This window comes from Orrella marina, assembly GCF_003058465.1.
Lineage (GTDB): Bacteria > Pseudomonadota > Gammaproteobacteria > Burkholderiales > Burkholderiaceae_B > Algicoccus > Algicoccus marinus.
The window spans coordinates 1,213,120-1,233,214 of record NZ_CP028901.1; the positions used below are offsets into that span (position 1 = coordinate 1,213,120).

General features: G+C 55.1%; 20 protein-coding genes. 12 read left to right on the plus strand and 8 right to left on the minus strand.

Translation table 11 applies throughout. The annotated features are described in order from the left end of the window. Nucleotides 1-40: 40 nt before the first annotated feature. Genes DBV39_RS05390 through DBV39_RS05400 form a run of 3 tightly spaced genes read left to right on the plus strand, consistent with a single transcriptional unit; the run spans nucleotide 41 to nucleotide 1,975 of the window. Nucleotides 41-478, plus strand: a complete 438-nt coding sequence (locus tag DBV39_RS05390; RefSeq protein ID WP_108620664.1) for a type II toxin-antitoxin system RatA family toxin — start codon at nucleotides 41-43, stop codon at nucleotides 476-478. Next, nucleotides 475-846 (plus strand): RnfH family protein, encoded by a 372-nt coding sequence (locus DBV39_RS05395; protein ID WP_227870827.1) that lies wholly within the window; start codon nucleotides 475-477, stop codon nucleotides 844-846. The genes DBV39_RS05390 and DBV39_RS05395 overlap by 4 nt, the downstream gene beginning before the upstream one ends. Next, complete coding sequence (locus tag DBV39_RS05400) at nucleotides 827-1,975, plus strand: enoyl-CoA hydratase/isomerase family protein (protein ID WP_108620665.1); 1,149 nt, start codon at nucleotides 827-829, stop codon at nucleotides 1,973-1,975. Before DBV39_RS05395 ends, DBV39_RS05400 begins: the two co-directional genes overlap by 20 nt. A gap of 211 nt (nucleotides 1,976-2,186) precedes the next feature. Here the strand turns inward: DBV39_RS05400 and ygfZ are convergent, their stop codons facing one another. Beyond that, nucleotides 2,187-3,170: a CAF17-like 4Fe-4S cluster assembly/insertion protein YgfZ gene (gene ygfZ / locus DBV39_RS05405; protein ID WP_108620666.1), complete on the minus strand. Its 984-nt coding sequence runs from the start codon at nucleotides 3,168-3,170 to the stop codon at nucleotides 2,187-2,189. Between the two features lie 545 nt (nucleotides 3,171-3,715). On the opposite strand from ygfZ, the gene mltG reads away from it, so the two are divergent. The 6 genes from mltG to DBV39_RS05435 all read left to right on the plus strand — a co-directional run bounded on the left by mltG (nucleotide 3,716) and on the right by DBV39_RS05435 (nucleotide 9,971). After that, a complete protein-coding gene (mltG, locus tag DBV39_RS05410) occupies nucleotides 3,716-4,729 on the plus strand; it encodes an endolytic transglycosylase MltG (protein WP_108620667.1) in 1,014 nt (337 codons plus the stop codon). A gap of 1 nt (nucleotide 4,730) precedes the next feature. After that, a complete protein-coding gene (gene tmk, locus DBV39_RS05415) occupies nucleotides 4,731-5,369 on the plus strand; it encodes a dTMP kinase (RefSeq protein WP_108620668.1) in 639 nt (212 codons plus the stop codon). Continuing rightward, on the plus strand, nucleotides 5,366-6,409 hold the full coding sequence (gene holB / locus DBV39_RS05420) for a DNA polymerase III subunit delta' (protein ID WP_159078817.1): 1,044 nt from the start codon (nucleotides 5,366-5,368) through the stop codon (nucleotides 6,407-6,409). The genes tmk and holB overlap by 4 nt, the downstream gene beginning before the upstream one ends. 343 nt (nucleotides 6,410-6,752) lie before the next feature. Then, a complete protein-coding gene (locus tag DBV39_RS05425) occupies nucleotides 6,753-7,538 on the plus strand; it encodes a TatD family hydrolase (RefSeq protein ID WP_108623110.1) in 786 nt (261 codons plus the stop codon). 126 nt (nucleotides 7,539-7,664) lie between these two features. Further along, nucleotides 7,665-8,294: an ankyrin repeat domain-containing protein gene (locus DBV39_RS05430; protein WP_159078818.1), complete on the plus strand. Its 630-nt coding sequence runs from the start codon at nucleotides 7,665-7,667 to the stop codon at nucleotides 8,292-8,294. Between the two features lie 255 nt (nucleotides 8,295-8,549). Then, a complete protein-coding gene (locus DBV39_RS05435) occupies nucleotides 8,550-9,971 on the plus strand; it encodes a dihydrolipoyl dehydrogenase (protein ID WP_108620671.1) in 1,422 nt (473 codons plus the stop codon). A 186-nt stretch (nucleotides 9,972-10,157) separates the two neighbouring features. On the opposite strand, the gene DBV39_RS05440 is transcribed toward DBV39_RS05435, so the two are convergent. The 5 genes from DBV39_RS05440 to DBV39_RS05460 form a co-directional block, all read right to left on the minus strand. Then, nucleotides 10,158-10,952, minus strand: a complete 795-nt coding sequence (locus tag DBV39_RS05440; protein WP_159078819.1) for an RsiV family protein — start codon at nucleotides 10,950-10,952, stop codon at nucleotides 10,158-10,160. 22 nt (nucleotides 10,953-10,974) lie between these two features. Beyond that, on the minus strand, nucleotides 10,975-11,634 hold the full coding sequence (locus DBV39_RS05445; RefSeq protein WP_108620673.1) for a glutathione S-transferase N-terminal domain-containing protein: 660 nt from the start codon (nucleotides 11,632-11,634) through the stop codon (nucleotides 10,975-10,977). Nucleotides 11,635-11,737: 103 nt separating this feature from the next. Next, the gene (locus DBV39_RS05450; RefSeq protein WP_108620674.1) at nucleotides 11,738-12,217 is read right to left on the minus strand and encodes a glutathione peroxidase; all 480 of its coding nucleotides are present in this window, start codon (nucleotides 12,215-12,217) and stop codon (nucleotides 11,738-11,740) included. A gap of 22 nt (nucleotides 12,218-12,239) precedes the next feature. Then, nucleotides 12,240-13,673 carry a deoxyribodipyrimidine photo-lyase gene (phrB, locus tag DBV39_RS05455; RefSeq protein WP_108620675.1) on the minus strand — a complete coding sequence of 478 codons (1,434 nt, stop codon included), beginning with the start codon at nucleotides 13,671-13,673 and terminating at the stop codon, nucleotides 12,240-12,242. Between the two features lie 19 nt (nucleotides 13,674-13,692). After that, nucleotides 13,693-14,349 (minus strand): peroxiredoxin, encoded by a 657-nt coding sequence (locus DBV39_RS05460; RefSeq protein WP_227870828.1) that lies wholly within the window; start codon nucleotides 14,347-14,349, stop codon nucleotides 13,693-13,695. A gap of 454 nt (nucleotides 14,350-14,803) precedes the next feature. Here DBV39_RS05460 and DBV39_RS05465 point away from each other — a divergent pair, with 454 nt between their 5' ends. The 3 genes from DBV39_RS05465 (at nucleotide 14,804) to DBV39_RS05475 (ending at nucleotide 18,547) form a co-directional block, all read left to right on the plus strand. Further along, nucleotides 14,804-15,181, plus strand: coding sequence for a hypothetical protein (locus tag DBV39_RS05465; protein WP_108620676.1), 378 nt, complete (start codon nucleotides 14,804-14,806; stop codon nucleotides 15,179-15,181). Between the two features lie 242 nt (nucleotides 15,182-15,423). Further along, nucleotides 15,424-16,815, plus strand: a complete 1,392-nt coding sequence (locus DBV39_RS05470) for an MBL fold metallo-hydrolase RNA specificity domain-containing protein (protein ID WP_227870829.1) — start codon at nucleotides 15,424-15,426, stop codon at nucleotides 16,813-16,815. A gap of 232 nt (nucleotides 16,816-17,047) precedes the next feature. Continuing rightward, nucleotides 17,048-18,547 (plus strand): thymidine phosphorylase family protein, encoded by a 1,500-nt coding sequence (locus DBV39_RS05475; protein WP_108620677.1) that lies wholly within the window; start codon nucleotides 17,048-17,050, stop codon nucleotides 18,545-18,547. A 266-nt stretch (nucleotides 18,548-18,813) separates the two neighbouring features. On the opposite strand, the gene DBV39_RS19430 is transcribed toward DBV39_RS05475, so the two are convergent. Next, a complete protein-coding gene (locus DBV39_RS19430; protein ID WP_159078820.1) occupies nucleotides 18,814-19,449 on the minus strand; it encodes a hypothetical protein in 636 nt (211 codons plus the stop codon). Between the two features lie 137 nt (nucleotides 19,450-19,586). Beyond that, nucleotides 19,587-19,922 carry a DNA-binding protein gene (locus DBV39_RS19435; RefSeq protein ID WP_159078821.1) on the minus strand — a complete coding sequence of 112 codons (336 nt, stop codon included), beginning with the start codon at nucleotides 19,920-19,922 and terminating at the stop codon, nucleotides 19,587-19,589. Between the last annotated feature and the right edge of the window lie 173 nt (nucleotides 19,923-20,095).

The window sequence follows — 20,095 nt, forward strand, 5'->3', positions numbered from 1 at the left end:
AACGTTAAAATCTTCCCATTCTAGCGATTTGTGAATTGAGATGCACTCTATTGAGCGGTCAGTACTGGTTCCTTTTAGCGACGCACAGATGTTTGACCTGGTTGCGGGCGTCGACAAATACCCTGAATTCATGCCTTGGTGCGGCGGGGCAGTCATCCATGATCAGAATGAGCAAGGCATGCGTGCGTCGGTCACAATTGCCCTGGCCGGTATCCGGCAGACATTCACGACCCAGAATCATCACGACTACCCGCGTCTGATCGAACTGAATCTGGTGGATGGTCCTTTTTCTGCGCTCAAAGGGCGCTGGGAATTCATCCGCCTGGGTGACGATGCCTGCAAGGTTCACTTCACGCTCAATTATGAGTTTTCAAGTCGAACACTCGAAAAGCTCGTCGGCCCGGTCTTTAACCGGATTGCATCGAGTTTCATCGACTCATTTACCAAGCGGGCCGAGTCCTGCTACGGGCATTCGTGACATCAGACAACCATCACGCATCAGACGCGAACCACCAAAGGCACGGTATCCGTGTGGACGTCTGCTATGCCACGTCAAGCAAGGCAATCTGGTATAAGACCTGTCAGCTACCGGATGGCGCCTGCATTGCAGATGCGGTCCGGGCAAGTGGCTTTGAACGGGAACACCCTCAGGTGGACTGGATCACAGCAGGTGTCGGCCTGTTTGGCGAACGTTGCAGTCCGGACACGCAGTTGAAAGATCTGGACCGGGTCGAGATCTACCGTCCCCTGGTGTTTGATCCCAAAGAATCCAGACGCCGGCGAGCTCAGCATCGCCGTGAAAAACTATTGAGAGGAGAGGTATCCAATGAACGATCACGTCGCTGACCAGGTTGATGACAGCCTGCTGGTTGAAACTCTGTCGTGCGCTGACGGCAGCCTTATCGGGGTTGCTACCCTGAATCGTCCACAGACCCTGAACGGCCTGTCCCTGGACATGACCCGACTACTGGACAAGGCACTCAAAGACTGGGCCGAGCGCGATGACGTCGTGGCAGTCATATTCAAAGGCGCCGGAGAAAAGGCATTTTGTGCAGGCGGTGACCTGCACGGTCTGTACCATGAGATGATCGAGCATAAGGGCCAGCCCGCCAGTGCAAACCAGTATGCATGTGACTTCTTTTCGGAAGAGTATGCACTGGACTATCTGATCCACACCTACAGCAAGCCCATCATTTGCTGGGGAGACGGTATTGTCATGGGCGGTGGCATGGGTTTGATGGCAGGTGCAAGCCACCGTATCGTGACCGATACGTCCAGGCTTGCCATGCCGGAGATCAATATCGGTCTTTTCCCTGATGTTGGTGGATCGTGGTTACTGTCGCGTTGCCCTGGGCAGACCGGACTGTTCCTGGCCCTGACGGGTGCTTTGATTGGTGCATCCGATGCGATTTATACAAGCATGGCCGACCATGCGGTCGCACGTGATCAGTGGGAGGGTCTTGTTGCCTCACTCAAAGCTGCGCCATGGAAGCGCGATGAGCGAGATTTTCAGGGGGTGACAGATGTTATTCACGCTCTGCCCAGGCTTGAGCTGCAGCCAGGCCCACTCCAGAAGAATCGGGAACTGATCGACCGTGCCTGCCAAGGCTATGATCTCGAGCAAATCGCAGCCAACCTGGTCGAACTTGGCACTCACGAGGACCCCTGGCTCACCAAGGCCTCGCAGACGTATCAAAAGGGATGTCCTGCGACGGCCAGACTGTCATGGCTGCTGCTGCGCCAGGCACGGCACCTTTCGCTGGCAGAAATATTCCGGATTGAATACGGTGTCGCTATCGAATGTGCTGCCCGCGGCAATTTCCAGGAAGGTATTCGTGCAGTCCTGATCGACAAGGACAGAAACCCGAAATGGCAACCTGCCACACTGGCCGAGACGGCCGGCGACTGGGCGAAACCTTACTTCTCACTGTCCATCGATGACCCAGCGCACCCACTTGCAGGACTGGGGCGCTGAATCCACTCATTCAGTCAAGCCTGACTGAAATTCGATTCAGACCCAAAGGCCCAAGGTTCAAGGCCCGGAAAAAGGGGCGATCCCATCGGATCGCCCCTTTTACGATTCTCTGCCAAGGCACTGAAGATCAATCACCAGACGGTGTCACGCTCCAGTACTGCTATCGAGTATCGCAACCATGCGTCACGATAACGGATCCTGAACAACCCCTTCAGCCCCCTGTTTCCTCAATGGAGTAAGGCAAGGCTTGCAACTCTATTACAGGGCCTGCAGCCTCTCCTGCAACCAGACCACCCTCAGACAACACCTTGAATGGTGCATCAAACAGAATGTAGGTCATATCCTCCTCACGCGCCACCTGAATCACACGACCGACAGGATCATCTGGATTCGCGCCGACAAACACATCTGATGCAGGCAAAATCTCTGCCGTGCCACTCACCCTGGCGACATGCATGCGCCGTTTGACCTTGGCGCGGTAGTGGGCCCGCGCAACAACTTCCTGCCCGGGATAGCAGCCCTTGGAAAAACTCACACCGTCGATCAAATCCAGATTGACTGTCTGGGGAATGAAGAGGTCCTTGGTTGCTTCTGCAATCCAGGGAAGACCCGCGAGAATGTCCTGCACATTCCACGAAGCCGCATCCTGATGCAGAACCGATCCGGCGATGGCAGGCGCTGCCGACCGAGGATCGGAGTCAGTTTGATCATCCGCCCCGACCGTTGATGCGACAGACGAGATCAACCAGCAACGGGTTTGATGGGTGCCAGAAGAGGGGGCACGAACCAGCAGGCCGACCGAAACAGAACTGACACCCCAGATGGCTTGCGGGCATTCAAACTCCGATTGCGCATCGGCCACGAGACCCCAGACCCTGAGGTCATCGCGCACTTGCAAGACCACTTTGCTCCTCAGGACGAACATGCGCAATCTTTTGACGAGACCTTCCAGCAGATCCTGCCGAACCAGCGCCAGCATGGTCTGTGGGTTATCTGTAGGCACGAGGACCATGCTCGCAAGCAGTCGCCCCTGGGCCGAGCAATAGCCGGTGAGCGCCGCACGCCCCTGACTCAACAGTTGAACATCCTGGGTCAACTGAGACTGCAGGAAACTCACACTGTCTTGTCCGGTGATCTCCAGACAAGCCAGCTCGTTGCAAGGATAAAGATCAATAGCACCATCTGTTGCGATCATGGACTGTTATTCCCAGTATTAAGGTTGATATGTAAACATCGGCTAGAAACACGCATCAAGCGTTCAAACCGGAGCGCGCGTCAGACACAAATGAGTCATGACAAAATCAGACCTGTGCTGGCGGCACTGACTGTCTGCTCGACCACAGCTGTCTCAACTCAACAGTGCCCCTGCCTGCCTGAACTTCGACGCCCGATTTTCTCGCACTGTGTTTCTCGCACTGTATCTTCGGCCTATGATAGCAACGCAAATCCATATCGCCCGGTATAGCAGCAGTGTCAAGAGGGGCGGGTATCGATTGCCCACAAGTCGGGAGAGTATCCGCAAGCAGGATGATCCGGAATCAGCCCGACTGGGGTTGCGAAGCCCCAGCGAAAGACCTGAATCTGTGACACCAGGCCATAAGCATTGACAGCTGGTCTTTGAGCGTTACTGCGCACCATCCTGAAACATGGCTGGCAGTTGCCAAATTTGTACGGATTTGGGACCGGACACCTCGGGGTTCCATTAAACTCACGGGGTCGAACGAGGAGAACACACGCCCGATGCGCTGGCTTTTTAAAATGCTGTTCTGGATACTGCTGCTTGCCGTACTGGCCGCAGGCGGCGTCGCTGCCTTTTCGTGGCACTGGGTCAACAAGCCACTTGATTTACCAAAACCGGAAGTGGACATCCGCGTCTACAGCGGATCAGGCCCGGGCGTGATTGCCGACGAGATGATTCGTCAGGGGATCAACATGCCACGCGAATCCTTTATTCTGCTGGCCAGGCTGACCGAGAAGGATCGCCTGATCAAGGCAGGTGGTTACCAGATCCAGACGGGTGACAGCCTGTGGCAGGTTCTCGACAAGATGGCACGAGGAGAAGTCACGCAGAGACAGGTCGCCCTCATTGAGGGCTGGACTGTCCCGCAGATCGCGCAGGCACTGGCAAACCACCCCGACATCGAGACAACCATCGATCCTGTGACCTTGCACGACCAGAAGGCGCTGGCCAAGCGGCTCGGCCTGGACACCGAACATGTCGAAGGCTTGCTTTTTCCCGACACATATGTGTTTCCGGTCGGATCAACAGATGAAGAGATTCTGCGACAGGCGCTCAAGGCCCAGCAGGATGCGCTGCAGAAAGCATGGGAGAACAGGGCACCTGACCTGCCTCTCAAATCGCCTTATGAGGCCTTGATTCTTGCCTCAATCGTCGAGAAAGAAACAGGATTTCACGGTGAAAGGGCTCGCATTGCCGGCGTGTTCATCAACCGGCTCAACGTGGGTATGCCGCTACAGACCGATCCGACCGTGATTTACGGCATGGGCGATCGGTATGAGGGCAGAATCCGACGCGCGGATCTGCAGCGTGACACCCCCTGGAACACCTATACGCGCCCAGGGCTGCCACCCACTCCAATTGCGGCCGTCAGTCGGGCATCACTTGAGGCTGCGCTCCACCCCGAGTCGCACGATTTCTACTATTTTGTTGCACGTGGTGATGGCACCAGCGAGTTCGCAAAGGACCTTCGACAGCACAATCGCAACGTCGCCAAATACATACTGGGCAAGTGACATGACACCTAAAGGAAAGTTTCTGACACTTGAAGGTGTCGATGGCGCCGGCAAAAGCACCCATCTTGAGTGGATGGCGGAGTATCTGCGTGCCCAGGACATACATGTGCTATTGACCAGGGAACCGGGTGGCACGCCGCTCGGTGAGCGCCTGCGCGAGATACTGCTAGCTGAACCCATGCACCTCGAAACCGAGACACTGTTGATGTTTGCGGCTCGCTGCGAACACCTGCGGACCGTGATCGAACCCGCGCTGGCCCGCGGAACCTGGGTTGTCTGCGATCGTTTCACAGATGCCACCTATGCGTACCAGGGGGCTGGCAGAGAACTTGGGGTCGACCGAGTGACTGCACTCCAGAAATGGGTTCATCCCGATTTGGAACCAGACCGCACCTGGTTGTTCGACCTCGATCTGGGTATTGCCCGCGAACGCCTGGCCGCTAGCCGCGACCTCGACCGGTTCGAGCGCGAGGGTGCCGAATTCTTCACTCGCACAAGGGGTGGCTACCATCAACTAGTGACGCAGTCCCCTGAACGCTTCATGGTCGTCGATGCGAGTCAGTCAATCACCGCTATCCGCGAGGATCTCAAGGCCGATCTTGAGCAACTGGTTGCCCGGTGGCAGGAGCGCACGACTTGACCGCCGCAATTCCCGCGTTCCTGCCGTGGCAGGTCGACATTGCAACGCCCTGGATCAAGCGAGGCGACAAGCTTGCGCACGCCTGGCTCATACACGGCCAGACGGGTATTGGAAAGCGGCAGTTCGGTCTCGCGCTGGCAACCAGTCTGCTTTGCGAACAACCTGTCGACCACCTGGCTTGCGGCCAGTGCCAGGCTTGCCTGTGGGTCAGACTGGGCAACCATCCAGATCTGATGCGCGTCAGACCAGAGGCTCAGGAGCTTGAAGAAGGGATTTATCAAAGAACAGAAGCAGACAGCGCTGCGGCAAGCCGTAGCAATAGCGCCAGGCCATCGGAGATCATCAAGGTTGAGCAAATCCGCTTACTCGAGCCGTGGTATCACCGAACCACGCACCGGGCTGGCTGGCGGATCGTGTTGTTGTATCCTGCCGAAAGCATGATGGCAGAAAGTGCCAACGCACTTCTCAAAGCACTTGAAGAACCCCCGGAAAGTACGTTGTTTTTATTGATATCTGACTCACCAGATCGACTTTTGCCGACAATTCTTTCCAGGTGTCAGAAGATGAAACTGCCACTCCCGGACGCTGCTGCATCCACTGCCTGGCTGACACAGCAAGGTCTCAAGGATTCGGAGCAGTGGCTGGCCGTCGCCGGTGGCGCCCCGTTGAGAGCACTCGAGCTATCGCAGAATCAACCCGAACCCTATGCCGGGTGGCTGGGACAGATGGTGCGGGACATGGCGCAGCAAAATGCAGTTCCTGTCACAGAAATTGCCGAGAATCTCAGCAAAGAGCCCGCCTATCGCTGGCTGGCCGATCTGCAGCGACTATGCATAGACGTCTCACTCACCTGTGCTGGTCTGAAACCGCGGTATTTTGTCGGGCTTGAAACAGAGCTTGGCAGACTTGGCCGGCAGCGCACCCTGACTCAATGGACAGCGATCGAGCACTGGATCACCAGCCAGATCCCGCTGGGCCACCATCCGTTAAACGCCAAACTATTCGCGCAGGCATGTCTGCAAAAAGTAGTGACAGTCTGACGTTCACACCCTTCTGGTGGGACATCTACTTCCTTGCATCCTCTGGCATTTAGCGACGTCTCATAAAACACAGCAAATCCAGAGACACCAGCACAGCCAGCAGGCGAGCGCATTCTGGATGATTACTGTACGACACGGATCTGCTTCGCGCCGAGTATCATGTTGACAGTTCAAGGGGCGCCATCATTCGCAGCAGCATCGGACGATTTGCCTGTAGTCGCGGTGATTTAACGTTTCCGAGGCGCATCTGATACATTGCTGCCTGCTTTCCTTTATTGATTTCTCTGATTCTGAATTTAGCTGATTCTTTACCAGCCAACTGAGTAACCTGACCGACATGACCATCCTGATCGACTCACACTGCCACGTCAACTTTGAAGGCCTCCGTGAAGACTATTCCGATATTGCTCAACGCATGCACACCAATCGCGTACATCGTGCGCTTTGCGTAAGCGTCAACCTGCCGGACTGGCCGGCCATGATGAGTATGGTGGAACACGAGCCTACGCTATACGGATCGGTAGGTGTACACCCGGATTACGAAGAGGAGGTCGAACCAACGGTCGAGGACCTTGTCAGTCGCAGCCAGCACCCGAAAGTGGTGGCAATCGGGGAAACAGGACTAGACTACTTTCGAATCAAAGGTGATCTGACCTGGCAGCGGGATCGCTTTCGCACGCACATCCGTGCCGCGAGAGAAACCGGACTTCCATTGATCATCCACACCCGAGAGGCCCGTGAAGACACCATCCGCATCCTTCAGGAGGAAAATGCGGCTGAGGTCGGCGGGGTCATGCATTGCTTTACCGAAAGTCTGGAGATGGCGCGCGCAAGCATCGAAATGGGCTTTTACATCTCTTTCTCTGGTATCGTGACTTTCAAGAACGCAAAAGACCTGCAGGAGACAGCCAGACAGTTGCCGCTGGAACGTATTCTGATCGAAACGGACTCACCATACCTGGCGCCTGTGCCGCATCGCGGCAAACGCAACGACCCCTCGCTGGTCGCACATGTCGCCGAGAAAATCGCTGAACTCAAAGAAGTATCGTTTGATCAGGTTGCCAAACAGACAACTGATAATTTTTACAATTTATTCAATAAGATAAAAGATATTCCTAAAGCAAGTTAGCAACTAATAGAGCTCACAGCAATCAGCTGAAACATCAGTAGCGTACCAGCCATTGCGAGCAAATAACATTAAAGAAATCACATGAAACAAGATACATTAAAAAATCAATATAAGTATTTATTTTTAATGTTTTTTATCCTGATTTCAGGATGGCATTTCAGTGCGCAATCGCAGAATCGGGAGGACTTTTGGATTTACGTTCAAAACGACCGTGATGGCTACGTCAAATCCCTGCTGGACCAGGGAGTTGACCCTAACACCCGAACCGAGATTGGCAATCCGCTCCTGATGCAGGCCGTGCGGGACAATGCCTGGGCTGTGTTCGATCTGGTGCTTGACTATCCCGGAGCCGACATCAACATCATGAACGGCTACCAGGAAACACCGCTTATGTATGTCAGCATCGTGGGAGATCTGGACCGCGTCAAGCGACTGATCGCCAAAGGCGCCCAGGTCAACCACCTCGGCTGGACACCTTTGCACTATGCCGCATCCAAGGGCCACACCGACGTCGTGAAGTATCTGCTCCAGCAGGGCGCTATGCCTAATGCACCAGCACCAGATGGCACCAGTCCCATCATGATGGCGGCCCGCACAGGAAGCGTTGATGCGGTTCAGGCACTGCTTGATGCTGGAGCTGATCCGGCGGCCATTAATATCAATGGCGACAACGCGGTATCCACTGCCCGGGATCACGGACACTCGGAACTTGCCGATGCTTTGACCAAGGTCATCGCTCAACGCAGCCAACGCTAGGATAATGTGCTCAGGAAAACAAGACCAGGAAACAAGAGAGCGGGCAAATAACCGGATAGCCGGACAAACGGCCCGGCGGTTCGCCATGTTGATGCGCTATCTGGCATTCTGTCGGCGCTTGCAGTGATTGATGACTCCTTGTTGGAGCGGGAATGGCGCACTCGTCACGATGCCCGTTTTGAGGAATCGTCTCTGGCAAGGCTGACAACCACTCGAATGAGCCTGACCGTTACTGGAAATTAAACAGGAGAAGCAATGAAGGTCGTTGAAACTGACGTCGCCGTGATCGGTGCGGGCACATCCGGACTATCTGCTTACAAGGCAGCCACCAAGACTGGAAAGCGAGCCGTACTGATTGAAGGGGGGCCCTATGGAACCACCTGCGCCAGAGTGGGCTGTATGCCCTCCAAACTGTTGATTGCGGCGGCAGAGGCTGCGCATGTTGCACAGAACGGCGTACCGTTTGGCGTCCACATCAGTGGCAAAGTCAGAATCAATGGCAAGGAGGTCATGGACCGCGTAAAGCGTGAAAGAGACCGTTTCGTGGGATTTGTGCTCGATGGTCTGGAGAATATCCCGGCGCAAGACAAGATCAGGGGGTATGCCCGTTTCGTCGGTCCGAACACGCTGGAAGTGGATGATCACACCCGCATCAAAGCCTCGAGTGTCGTCATCGCAACAGGTTCAAATGCCCACATTCCGCCTCCGTTCAAGGAGCTTGGCGATCGGGTCATCATCAACGATGATGTATTCGCCTGGGACGATCTGCCAGCCCGGGTCGCCGTATTCGGGCCGGGCGTGATCGGACTTGAGATCGGTCAGGCGCTTGCACGCCTGGGAGTCACTATCCGAGTATTCGGGGTGAGCGGCTCGCTGGCAGGGTTGACGGATCTCAAAGTTCGTCAGAGTGCCAAGAAGATATTTCAGCAGGAGTTTTATCTGGACCCGGACGCGCGAGTCCTCGAGACGAAACGCGAAGGTGACGAGATCGTGATCCGCTATGTACGCCTGGACAACAGCGAATGCACTGAACGGTTCGATTACGCCCTGGTTGCAACCGGACGACGAGCCAATCTGTCCACACTTGATCTCGCCAAGGCGAATGTGGACGTCGATGACAAGGGTATGCCTTCATTTGACAGGCGCACCATGCAAATCGACGATCTGCCTGTGTTTATCGCGGGAGACGTCAACAATGACGTTCCGCTACTACATGAAGCGGCAGATGAAGGTCACATTGCCGGCTTGAACGCCGCCAGATTCCCGGACGTGCAACCGGGACTGAGAACGACGCCACTGGCCATCGTGTTCACAGAACCCCAGATTGCGATGGTGGGACAGGGCCCCGACAAACTGCCTAAAGGAAGTTTTGTGACAGGTGAACTCGACTTCACCGGGCAGGGGCGCTCCCGGGTGATGCTCAGAAACAAAGGCTTGCTGCACCTTTACGCCGATATCAAAACTCGCCGGTTTGTCGGCGCACAGATGATTGGACCGAGCGCAGAACATCTTGCACATTTGCTGGCCTGGTCTGTGCAGCAGGAAATGACCATTGATCAGATGCTGCAAATGCCGTTCTATCATCCCGTAATCGAGGAAGGTTTGCGTACGGCTTTACGTCATGCAGCGGCTGAACTGACCGCCGCATCCGAGATCACGACTGCAGTAGGTTCCTGATTGAACAACTGGCGTCCGGGTGCTTGATAGTGAGCGACCCGGACTCCTGATCAAATGATCTGAACGTCAGTTTCGAGAACAATCCCTCACGCAATCAATTCCGTATGCATGAAAGCTTCCGACGCAATCACATGCCGATTGCGTCGAAAGCGTGACCATCCAAAAGTTCAATGGCGCCCATTCCTGTCAAAGTCCGACCTGAATGTATTCAGGCTTGAGAACATGATTGAGCCTGGAGTAAGGGATCACAAAGCTCGGCTGCCCAAATGAACCTGGCGCAATAGCGTATCGCTCGTACGTCACTTTCACGCCGTCTGGCATCAAGGCCACGTTATCAGTCGGCTTGAAGGGCCAGGTCTGCTGGAATGTAACAGGATCATCGATCGCATTCCCCTGTGTATCGAGCCAGGCAACGTATTCCTCCCGCAAAACCGTCTCGAATGCCGGCCTGGCACCAGGCTGGAGCATGGTCTCGAGCGTTGCCACCTGGTTATTCTGCGGCAGCCAGTTAACATATTGCGAGGTAGTCTCCCCGTGCGCGCCACCACTAAAAATGTAGTGAACCAGCTCAACCACGACCAGATCGCTCTCGCTGCGCAACACATTGGCCTGCAGATACTCACTGGTCTGCGGTGTTGCATTGGCCACAAAATACGAGATCAACTCCTGGACCGAGGCAAATGTTGCAGGCTTGTCCGTATACGTCGCCGCCATGGACAGCAGAGAACGGGTCAACAGCTTCGAAAAGCCAGGGTGATCTGCAAACTCAGCGGTCCGTACATTCAGGTTGGCACACATATCCTTGACACACTGGCCGGTCATCACTTGATTGACTTCCGAGAACGGCAAAGGGTTGCCTGAGCTCAATGTGACAGGTGCTGGCAGTGTCTGAGCAACTAATGGACTAACTGCCAGACCACCGACACCTGCTGTCAGCAAACCGGCAACAGCCAGACTCAACATGCTTTGCTTGAATTTCATGAGATCTCCTTGACAAAAACAATTAACCTCTATCGGGCAACCCCACTGCCTTGTCGTTGTAGTGCCCGACCAGGCCATAGGCACGAACCGTCGCAGGACGTGCAGCGATGGCATCAAACCAACGTGCAAGATGAGGGAAGTCATCCAGATTCTGTTGCTGGCGCTTGTAGGAAGCAATCCAGGGAAAACATGCCATATCGGCAATTGAATATTCGTCGGCAATAAACTCGCGATCAGCCAGACGCTTGTTCAGGACGCCGTACAGTCGCGCCGTTTCTTTCACGTAGCGCTCGATGGCATAAGGGATCTTTTCTGCGGCGAACACCCCGAAATGGTGATTCTGTCCAGCCATCGGTCCAAGTCCTCCCATCTGCCAGAACAGCCACTCGAGTGCCTGCAGTCGCTTGCGTGAATCCGCAGGCAGGAACTGGCCGGTCTTTTCTGCCAGATAAAGCAAGATGGCCCCGGACTCGAATACGGACACGGGCCCCTGACCATCTTCTGGCTCGTGGTCAACAATCGCGGGAATGCGATTGTTAGGCGAGATCTTCAGGAAATCCGGCGCAAACTGCTCATCCTTGGCAATATTGATGGGCTTGATGGTGTAGGGCAGCCCGGTTTCTTCCAGAAAAAGCGTGACTTTGTGGCCGTTCGGTGTTGTCCAGTAATACAGATCAATCATGTTTTGTCTTCCATCTCTATTGGGTTTCAGTGGGTAAGTCGGTCAGCAACCGATACAAAAGTGCTTTGGGTGAATACACATCTCAAATATGCTTCTCAACGCGTCATAGCAAGGCTTCGATGTCCGTCCGGATCGCTTCAGGTGCGGTGTTTGGCGCATAACGCTTGACCACATTGCCCTGCCGATCAATCAGGAACTTGGTGAAGTTCCACTTGATGGCCTGCGTTCCCAGCACACCGGGTGCCGAAGATTTGAGCCATTCAAAGAGCGGATCTGCCTCGCTGCCGTTGACGTGAATCTTGGCAAACATCGGGAATGTCACCCCATATGTCGTCTCACAAAATGCGTGGATGCTGTCGTTGCTGCCGGGTTCCTGCGCACCAAACTGGTTGCATGGAAACCCGAGCACAAAGAACCCACGATCAGCAAAGGCATTCTGCAGCGTCTGCAGACCACCGTACTGACTGGTGAATCCGCAACGCGAAGCGACATTCACCACCAGCAACACCTTGCCAAGATAACTCGCCATGGACTGGCTCTTGCCATGAATGTCCTGAACCTCAAAGTCAGATAGAGTTGCCATAATAATGTGGTCACTAAGAAATTTAAATATTCTCGAAAGCCGCAATGGCTCGCAGGCGGCTCGTTTTAAGGTCAACAATCGGTTCGGGATATCCCAGTTTTGCTCTTTGCTGGCTGTCCGGATCATGAATGCTGCGATCATCCAGATCAGACAACTCGGGTAGCCAGCGCCTGAGAAACAGGCCCTTTGGATCAAATTTTTGCGACTGGCTCAACGGATTGAAAACCCGAAAGTAGGGGGCCGCATCAGCACCTGTCGACGCACTCCACTGCCATCCACCATTGTTGGCAGCCAGATCACCATCAATCAGGTGGCGCATGAAGAAAGCCTCGCCTTTACGCCAGTCGATCAACAGATTCTTGGTCAGAAACATTGCCACAATCATGCGTAAACGGTTGTGCATCCAGGCAGTTTCAAGAAGTTGCCTCATGGCAGCATCCACCACCGGAATCCCGGTACACCCCTGGCACCATGCTTCGTAGTCCTGCGGTGCATCGCGCCACTGCACATTCTCGGTCTGTTCGCGCAAAGGCTTATGCATGGACAGGTGAGGGAACCCGAACAGCAGGTGCCGATAGAACTCCCGCCAGAGCAACTCATTGATCCAGGTGCGCACCCCGGGCAGACCCGAGGTGAACTCACCGCCATTGGCCTGCAAAGCAGCGCGCAAGCACTGGCCAGGAGAAAGCAGACCCGCTGCCAGATAGGGCGACAGCGTACTGGTCCCAGTCAGGGCCGGGAAATCCCGCTGACTGTGGTAGTGTTCGACGCGTTCTGTCGTGAAGGTATCCAGGCGCTGCAGTGCCTCGGATTCGCTGGCAGGCCAGCTCGCCAGCAGACGTTCCTGATGCGCGTTCTCCAGCTCGATAGCTGGCCAGAATCGATCAATATCATGGACCACCGCCTGAACGGCATCGGCCTCAATCGGAGACTTCAGGCTCGGGGAGGGCAGTACATTGACAGCCGACTCAGACAGACGTGCGATCGCCGTTTTTGAAAATGGCGTGAAGACCCGGTAGTAGTCACCTGCACCTGTTTTGAGCGAACCGGGCGCAAACAATGTCTGTCCATCGTGCCCGACGAGATCAATACCCTGCGCCTTGAGCTCGGTGTAGGCCTGACGATCGCGGCGCCTCTCGTAAACGCCTTGCTCTCGATTGCAATGTAGCGCACTGATCGCATGGGTCTGACAGAACGTCACCAGCGCACCGGGCAACTCTTCCCAACTTTCCACCTTCAGCAATCTCAGTACAATCCCTCGCTCGGCAAGCGCCTGCGCGAGAGACTTGAGTGCTTCACGCCAGAAAAGCAGCTTGGCCGGCGCATCGTCATGCATCGACCACTGCCGGGGCGAAATCACAAACAGGGCGTCCTGAGCACCCATCTCACAAGCCGCACTGAGTGCGGGATGATCTGCAGTTCTCAGATCGCAACGAAACCAGCATGCAGCTTTCACGACTTTTACATGACCTCAACTATTTGTTTTGCTGGGTGTGCCAGGCCTGCAGGGCCTGCAATGACCGGTTGACGTGTTCGACGGGGCTGATGCCGTCAAAGACGGCAAGAATCGTCGCGTCTGGCGCAATCACATAAGAGATCCGGTCAGCCATGCCTGACTGGATCCGTCTGGATGCGTCATACGCTGCCATGATGGACCGATCGTTGTCAGCAGCCACAGCGAACTTGCCACCACACGGACCTTCAGAAAACTTCTTCAATGTCTGGATGTCGTCACCTGAAACCCCAACTACAGTTGCTTCTAGTCGGTTGAATTCGTCCATGCTCTGCGCAAACATCTGCGCCTCAATGGTGCATCCCGACGTAAATGCTTTTGGATAGAAATAGACCACAGCAGGACCTTTATCCAGTGCCTGACGCAAATCGAACTCATACGGCTGTCCAGCCAGTGCAGCAGGAGCGCTAAACGCAGGGGCTGCTGCACCCTGCGCGAGTTGTGCTCTCACTGCAAAAGGTTGCGCAAACATCCAGATAGCAGTCAATGCGATGAGTCCGCCAATTGCTGTAGGAACAGCCCTGCGGACCCCATTGCGAACAATACCAGCCATGTCCGCCATGAGGCTGACGCACGCGTCTTGTCTGGCTCTACTGAGTATCTGATGGAAACGGGTCATTTCGGCCTTCCTCAAAACGGGATCAATTAGCACGAGGCTCACCGGCTTGAATTCGCGAGCCTCAGATTCACATATTTCATACTGGTTTCTGTCAAGCACACCTTCTGTCAGGGAAATGATCAGACTGATCCGGGGAACATCAGTGGGGGAGCCTCCTCGGGCAATTATCCGGGCCACGCCCACTCGGCCTTGCCCACTTGAACCGCACTTGAACCTCACTTGACCCGGAAACGCCCCCCGGAATGGCAATACCGGCTATCCTGATGCCGTACGACAAGATCACTTTCAATGCCGTCCACCAGACATGGCAGGCGCTTTGACGAAATACGTCTTGTCGTCCTGGGGCACGGGCTGGAGAACTGGCCGGGCACTTGCGCTGATCCAGGAAGATCCATCCTGACGAGACGCTCCAACCGTCTTGAATGAACCATTTGCCGGAGGTCAAGAGTAGATCATGTCATCACGTTCGTCCACCAAACCCCTCACTCATTCCCGATTTGCCGCGCCTCTCCTGGTTTTCGGCCAGGTCGTAGCACTGGCAACGTGTATTGCCACGCTGGCCTGGACACCGGCCCATTCTCAGACTGCCGGCAGCACAACTGGCGTCTACTCATCTGCCACCACACCCTCTGCAGACTCGAACGCACCCGCGACACGCGAGGAGGTCCTGAAAACATTCCAGCGAGAAGCGCACGCCGCTTACGCAGAGGCGCGCAAGAACTGTCAGTCGATTGCGAGCGAGCAGGAGCAACAGATCTGCTTTGCCAAAGCCAAGCTGCAGTTTGATGCAGACATGCGTTATGCGGAAAAGCGTGCAAACATGGGCTTCTGAAGGTTCTCGCGACCAACCCGCAACCTATCTCAGGGGCCATACCGCCACGAAACAAGTGCACCTTCCCGGAAAGATCGATGCTGGATCGAACCTTGGCCAGTCTTATCCAGCCATACGAAGCAGGACGATTTGGTCCCATTGCAGTGCAAGCCTCTGGCGCGACCATGTAGGCTGTCAATGCATCAACTGAAGAATCACTTGCAGCATCATCTGCAACACCACTTGCAACACCAGGAGTATCAATGGAGCCATCAATCACACTGGAATTCCTAGGGGCAGCCGGAACCGTTACCGGCTCAAAAACCTTGATCCGGTACAAGGACTACAAGATTCTGGTCGATTGCGGCCTGTTTCAGGGGTTCAAGAATCTGCGGCAGTTGAACTGGGCGCCATTTCCATTCAATCCGGCCGAGATAGATGCGGTGATCCTCACGCACGCACATCTGGACCACAGTGGGGCCTTGCCGCTACTGGTACGTCAGGGATTTTCCGGTACGATTTTCGCCTCTGAGGCCACTGTCGATGTGGTTGCAGTCCTGCTCAAGGACAGCGCCAAACTTCAGGAAGAGGAGGCTGAGTACGCCAACCGGCATCACACCAGCAAGCACTCCCCGGCACAGCCTCTGTACAACAGCCAGGATGTCGAAGAAACAATGGGGTTATTTGAAACCATCCCGTTTGATCAGGATGAGGGACTGCTTCCTGATGTCTCCATCCGGCTGCAGCATGCCGGGCACATCCTGGGTGCCGCCTCCGTGCGAGTGAAACTGGGAGACCCGAACAAGCCCGATCATTGCCGGGAAATTCTGTTCTCGGGCGACCTTGGACGACCAGATGCCCCTATCATGATGGACCCTGCACCAGTTGGCAAACCGGATTACGTCGTGATGGAATCCACCTATGGCAACCGGACGCACAAGAACGAGGACCCGACCTCCGAGCTCGCGGCGATCATCAACGAAACGGCAGGCCTTGGTGGTGCAGTCCTGATTCCATCCTTTGCACTCGGACGCGCACAAGTGTTACTGCTGGCGATCGCCCAGATGAAAGCCGACAAGATCATTGGTGATGTCCCTGTGTTTCTGGACAGCCCCATGGCCATCAACATGACCGAACTCTACGAGCGTCATCACAAGGATCATCGCTTTAGCAGGCAGGAGATCGCAAAAGCATTTGATGTCGCCTATTCAGTCAAAACCGTCGAGGAGTCCAAGGCACTCAACGCCTTGCGTTATCCCAGAGTCATTATTTCCGCCAGCGGCATGGCCACTGGCGGAAGAGTGCTTCATCACCTCAGAACCCTGGTAAGCGACCATCGCAATGCGGTCGTCTTTGCAGGTTTCCAGGCTGCTGGAACGCGTGGTGCAAGGATGCTGTCAGGAGAGCCAACGGTCCGGATATTCGGCCAAGACCTGCAGATCAAGGCTCGGCTTTACAACCTCGAAGGGTACTCGGCCCACGCAGATGCCGATCAGTTGCTGACATGGCTGGGTGGTGCGAACACCCAGCCCAGACGCGTCTTTCTGAATCACGGTGAACCACAAGCGGCAGACATCTTGCGCCAGAGAGTCGAAAGAGAACTCGGACTCGAGTGCCAGGTCCCGCTGCTGGGAGAGAAAGTCTCTCTCGACTGAACGGCACCACGACTCGTCCTGGCCGATATCTGCGCGGCGACTGACTGCGGCGTATCATTCAGACTGAAAGGGAGCATCCTGAGGGCGAGCCGGACTGTGATTAGGCCGTGGTCGGACCGCGATCACAACTCGTTGACTGGGACGCTCCTGCAACCAACAATCAGCATCCAGCATGCCGTAGGCCGCAGCAATCAGGCGATACGACCGGCATGCCTCTTGAGAGACAGTATCCATGCAACAGGCAGCCCTCATATACAAAGAGCTCGGTATCGATACCTTGCAGGAGTACGTCGCATTCCTGCAAGAAGACTGCCATGTTGTGCGCTCAGAAGGAATCGAGGCCCAGACCCGAGTCGAACTTGTCTGCAACCAACGCAGCATTGTTGCCACAGTACATGTGATCCATTCGGACCTTATCGCTTGCGGCGAGATCGGACTCTCGATGAGTGCCCAGGCTGCGCTGTCGGCCGAACCGGGCGAAAAAATCGAGATCAGTCAAGCGCCCGCTCTGGACTCACTGAGCCAGATGCGGGCCAAGATTTTCGGGCACCGCCTCGAACGCAATGCCTTCGATGCCATCATGAAGGACATTTCAGCCGGCCGCTACGCCAACATTCACATTGCGGCGTTTTTAACGGCTATGGCAGCTCATCGTGCAAATCTTCAGGAAGTCACTGATCTGACTTCATCCATGGTAGATGTGGGTGAACACCTGTCCTGGGGCACCACGCCGGTCGCCGACAAACACTGTGTTGGAGGGCTTCCGGGCAACCGGACCACACCAATCGTAGTTGCCATCGTTAGTGCCTGCGGGCTGACCATGCCCAAAACCTCCTCACGGGCTATTACATCACCCGCGGGAACGGCGGATGTCGTAGAAGTCATGACACCGGTGAATCTATCCGTTGAGGACATGAAAAGGGTGGTGAGGGAGCAGGGCGGTTGCTTTGTATGGGGAGGGTCACTCGCACTCAGTCCGGCAGATGACCTGCTGATCCGGGTGGCCAGACCACTGGAACTAGATAGCGACGCACAGCTCGTGGCCTCCGTGCTTTCGAAAAAGATTGCAGCAGGTGCCACGCATGTTGTGATCGACATTCCGGTCGGCCCAACAGCCAAAGTCCGGAACCGGGAACAGGCGAATCATCTCGAGAACGTGCTCACGCACGTCGGATTTGCCAATGGATTGAACATCCGGGTCATTCAAAGTAACGGCAGTGCGCCTGTCGGACGCGGCATCGGTCCCGCACTCGAAGCCCGAGACGTACTCAAGGTCTTGCGGTGTGAACACGACGCGCCAGCCGATCTGAGAGAACGTGCGTTGCGCCTGGCGGGTGAACTGCTGGAGTTCTGCCAGACAGTACCAGCTGGGCAGGGACTCGAAAAAGCCACAGATGTGCTCGACAACAAGGCTGCCTGGAGCAAGTTCAAGGCAATTTGTCAGGCACAAGGCGGATTCAAGGAGCCCGAGGTGGCGCCCATCCAGTACGTCGTTCACGCCAATCAGGCTGGCCGTATCAAAACCGTCGACAACAGGCGTCTGTCACGACTGGCCAAACTGCTCGGTGCACCTGAAGCCAAGACAGCTGGCCTGGATCTGCACGTCAACCTGAACGATCACGTCGAATCTGGCCAGCCTCTGTTTACGTTGCACGCACAGGCAGACGGCGAGATGGACTATGCAAAGAATTATCTTGATACCCATCCTTTGTTCCTGATTGAAGCGGTCTGATCCGACGATGGCCGACAAGTCAGGTCGAAAGATATGCAAAACAAAGAGACCGCCTGCAAGTCGGCTCGAAGGGATGTCTGTCAGGAAAAACCTCCAGGATCAAGCCGAAATCAGGCAGCACACGCGTCGTTTCATGAATACGTAAAACCGCATAATGCATATTATGTAAAGTTAAATAGATAAACATGCTCAGATGCTTCGCTAACGCACCGATATCAGCCTGGTGTCTGTCATCTGGCATGTTGTGCCCTGACGGCCACCCAGCATCAGACGTCCCGGCGTTTGTCGAATCGATCTCGCATCGATTCTGATCGAGTACCACGCACCACACGTCGCATTGCACGCTGAGCCTGTTTATGACGTTGGCCTGAGTCAGTTTGCAGTTGACGCTCTTGTTGCTGCCTTGCCTCACGCAGACTCGCATGCGCATTTCTTGCGTCGTCCTGGACCTCGGATAACGATTGGCGTAACTCGAGCGTCTCCCGATATGTGGTCTCAAGCCGCTCCCGCGTCAACTCGAGTTGCAACTCAAGTTTGCCGGACTTCTCACGACTTTCAACAAGCTCCTGATGGGTCTGGGTCAGTTTCTCCTGACTTTGCTTTAGCTCCTGAGAGGATCTGGATTGCACCGTCTCGAGTTGCTTTTGCAGCCGAGTTGCAGTCATACGCTCCCTGTCAAGCTCCAGCAGGACGCGCTTCTCGTTGGATCGCGACCGTTCTTCTGCAAGCTGCATCGCTGCGCGCAGGCCTGACAGTTCACTGGCGAATGCCTGCTGACTTTCTTCCAGACGCCCTTCCAGCTTTAACTTCTGGAGCTGACTTTCTTCGCGTTCTTTCTCTCGTAAAGCGGCAAGCGAAGCGCACTGCGCCCGCAGACCGGAAACATCGCCTTTGAGGCTCATGATCGCATCCTGTGCCTGTGCAAGTTCGCCCTCACGGATGACGATCTGCCCCTGCTTGTCAGCGCACTCGGTCTGCAGGGCCTGGATTTCGTCCTGGGCGAGTTTGACCGTCTGAGCAGCCTCCTCTCGATATGCCGTCAGCGACTCATTTGCAGCACGTTGTGCAGCTTCCCAGAGTCGCGCAACCAGTTCTCCCCCAGAGCCTGGAACTCCGGTGGCAAATCAGGATGTTCAACCCGGTTACGGCTTTTCTCCCGAAGATCGGTCCAGAACTGGGCCAACGCTTGTGCCGGCGCACTCATACTGCCTTTTCTCACAAGCTGATAGAGCTTGTTCGCAGTTGGCGTCATGCCATATCGAAAGAACAGTAACGCACAGACCTCGCGATAAAGCGTCTGGGTCTCGGTGAACTGGTCACGCAATGCATCAACATCCTGCGCGAGCGACTCTTCAACTGATCTGACTGTATCCATGTTCTGACCTATGCATCACTGAAACCAAGAATAAGTTTGCAAACAACTCAAGAAAAGATTGATATGCAACAACGTCAATTTTTACTACATAATACGTTGTATTACTAATAAAAGAATAATATTTTTTGACATTATTTCTATAATGTCAAAATAACTGCTATAAACCTCCTGTA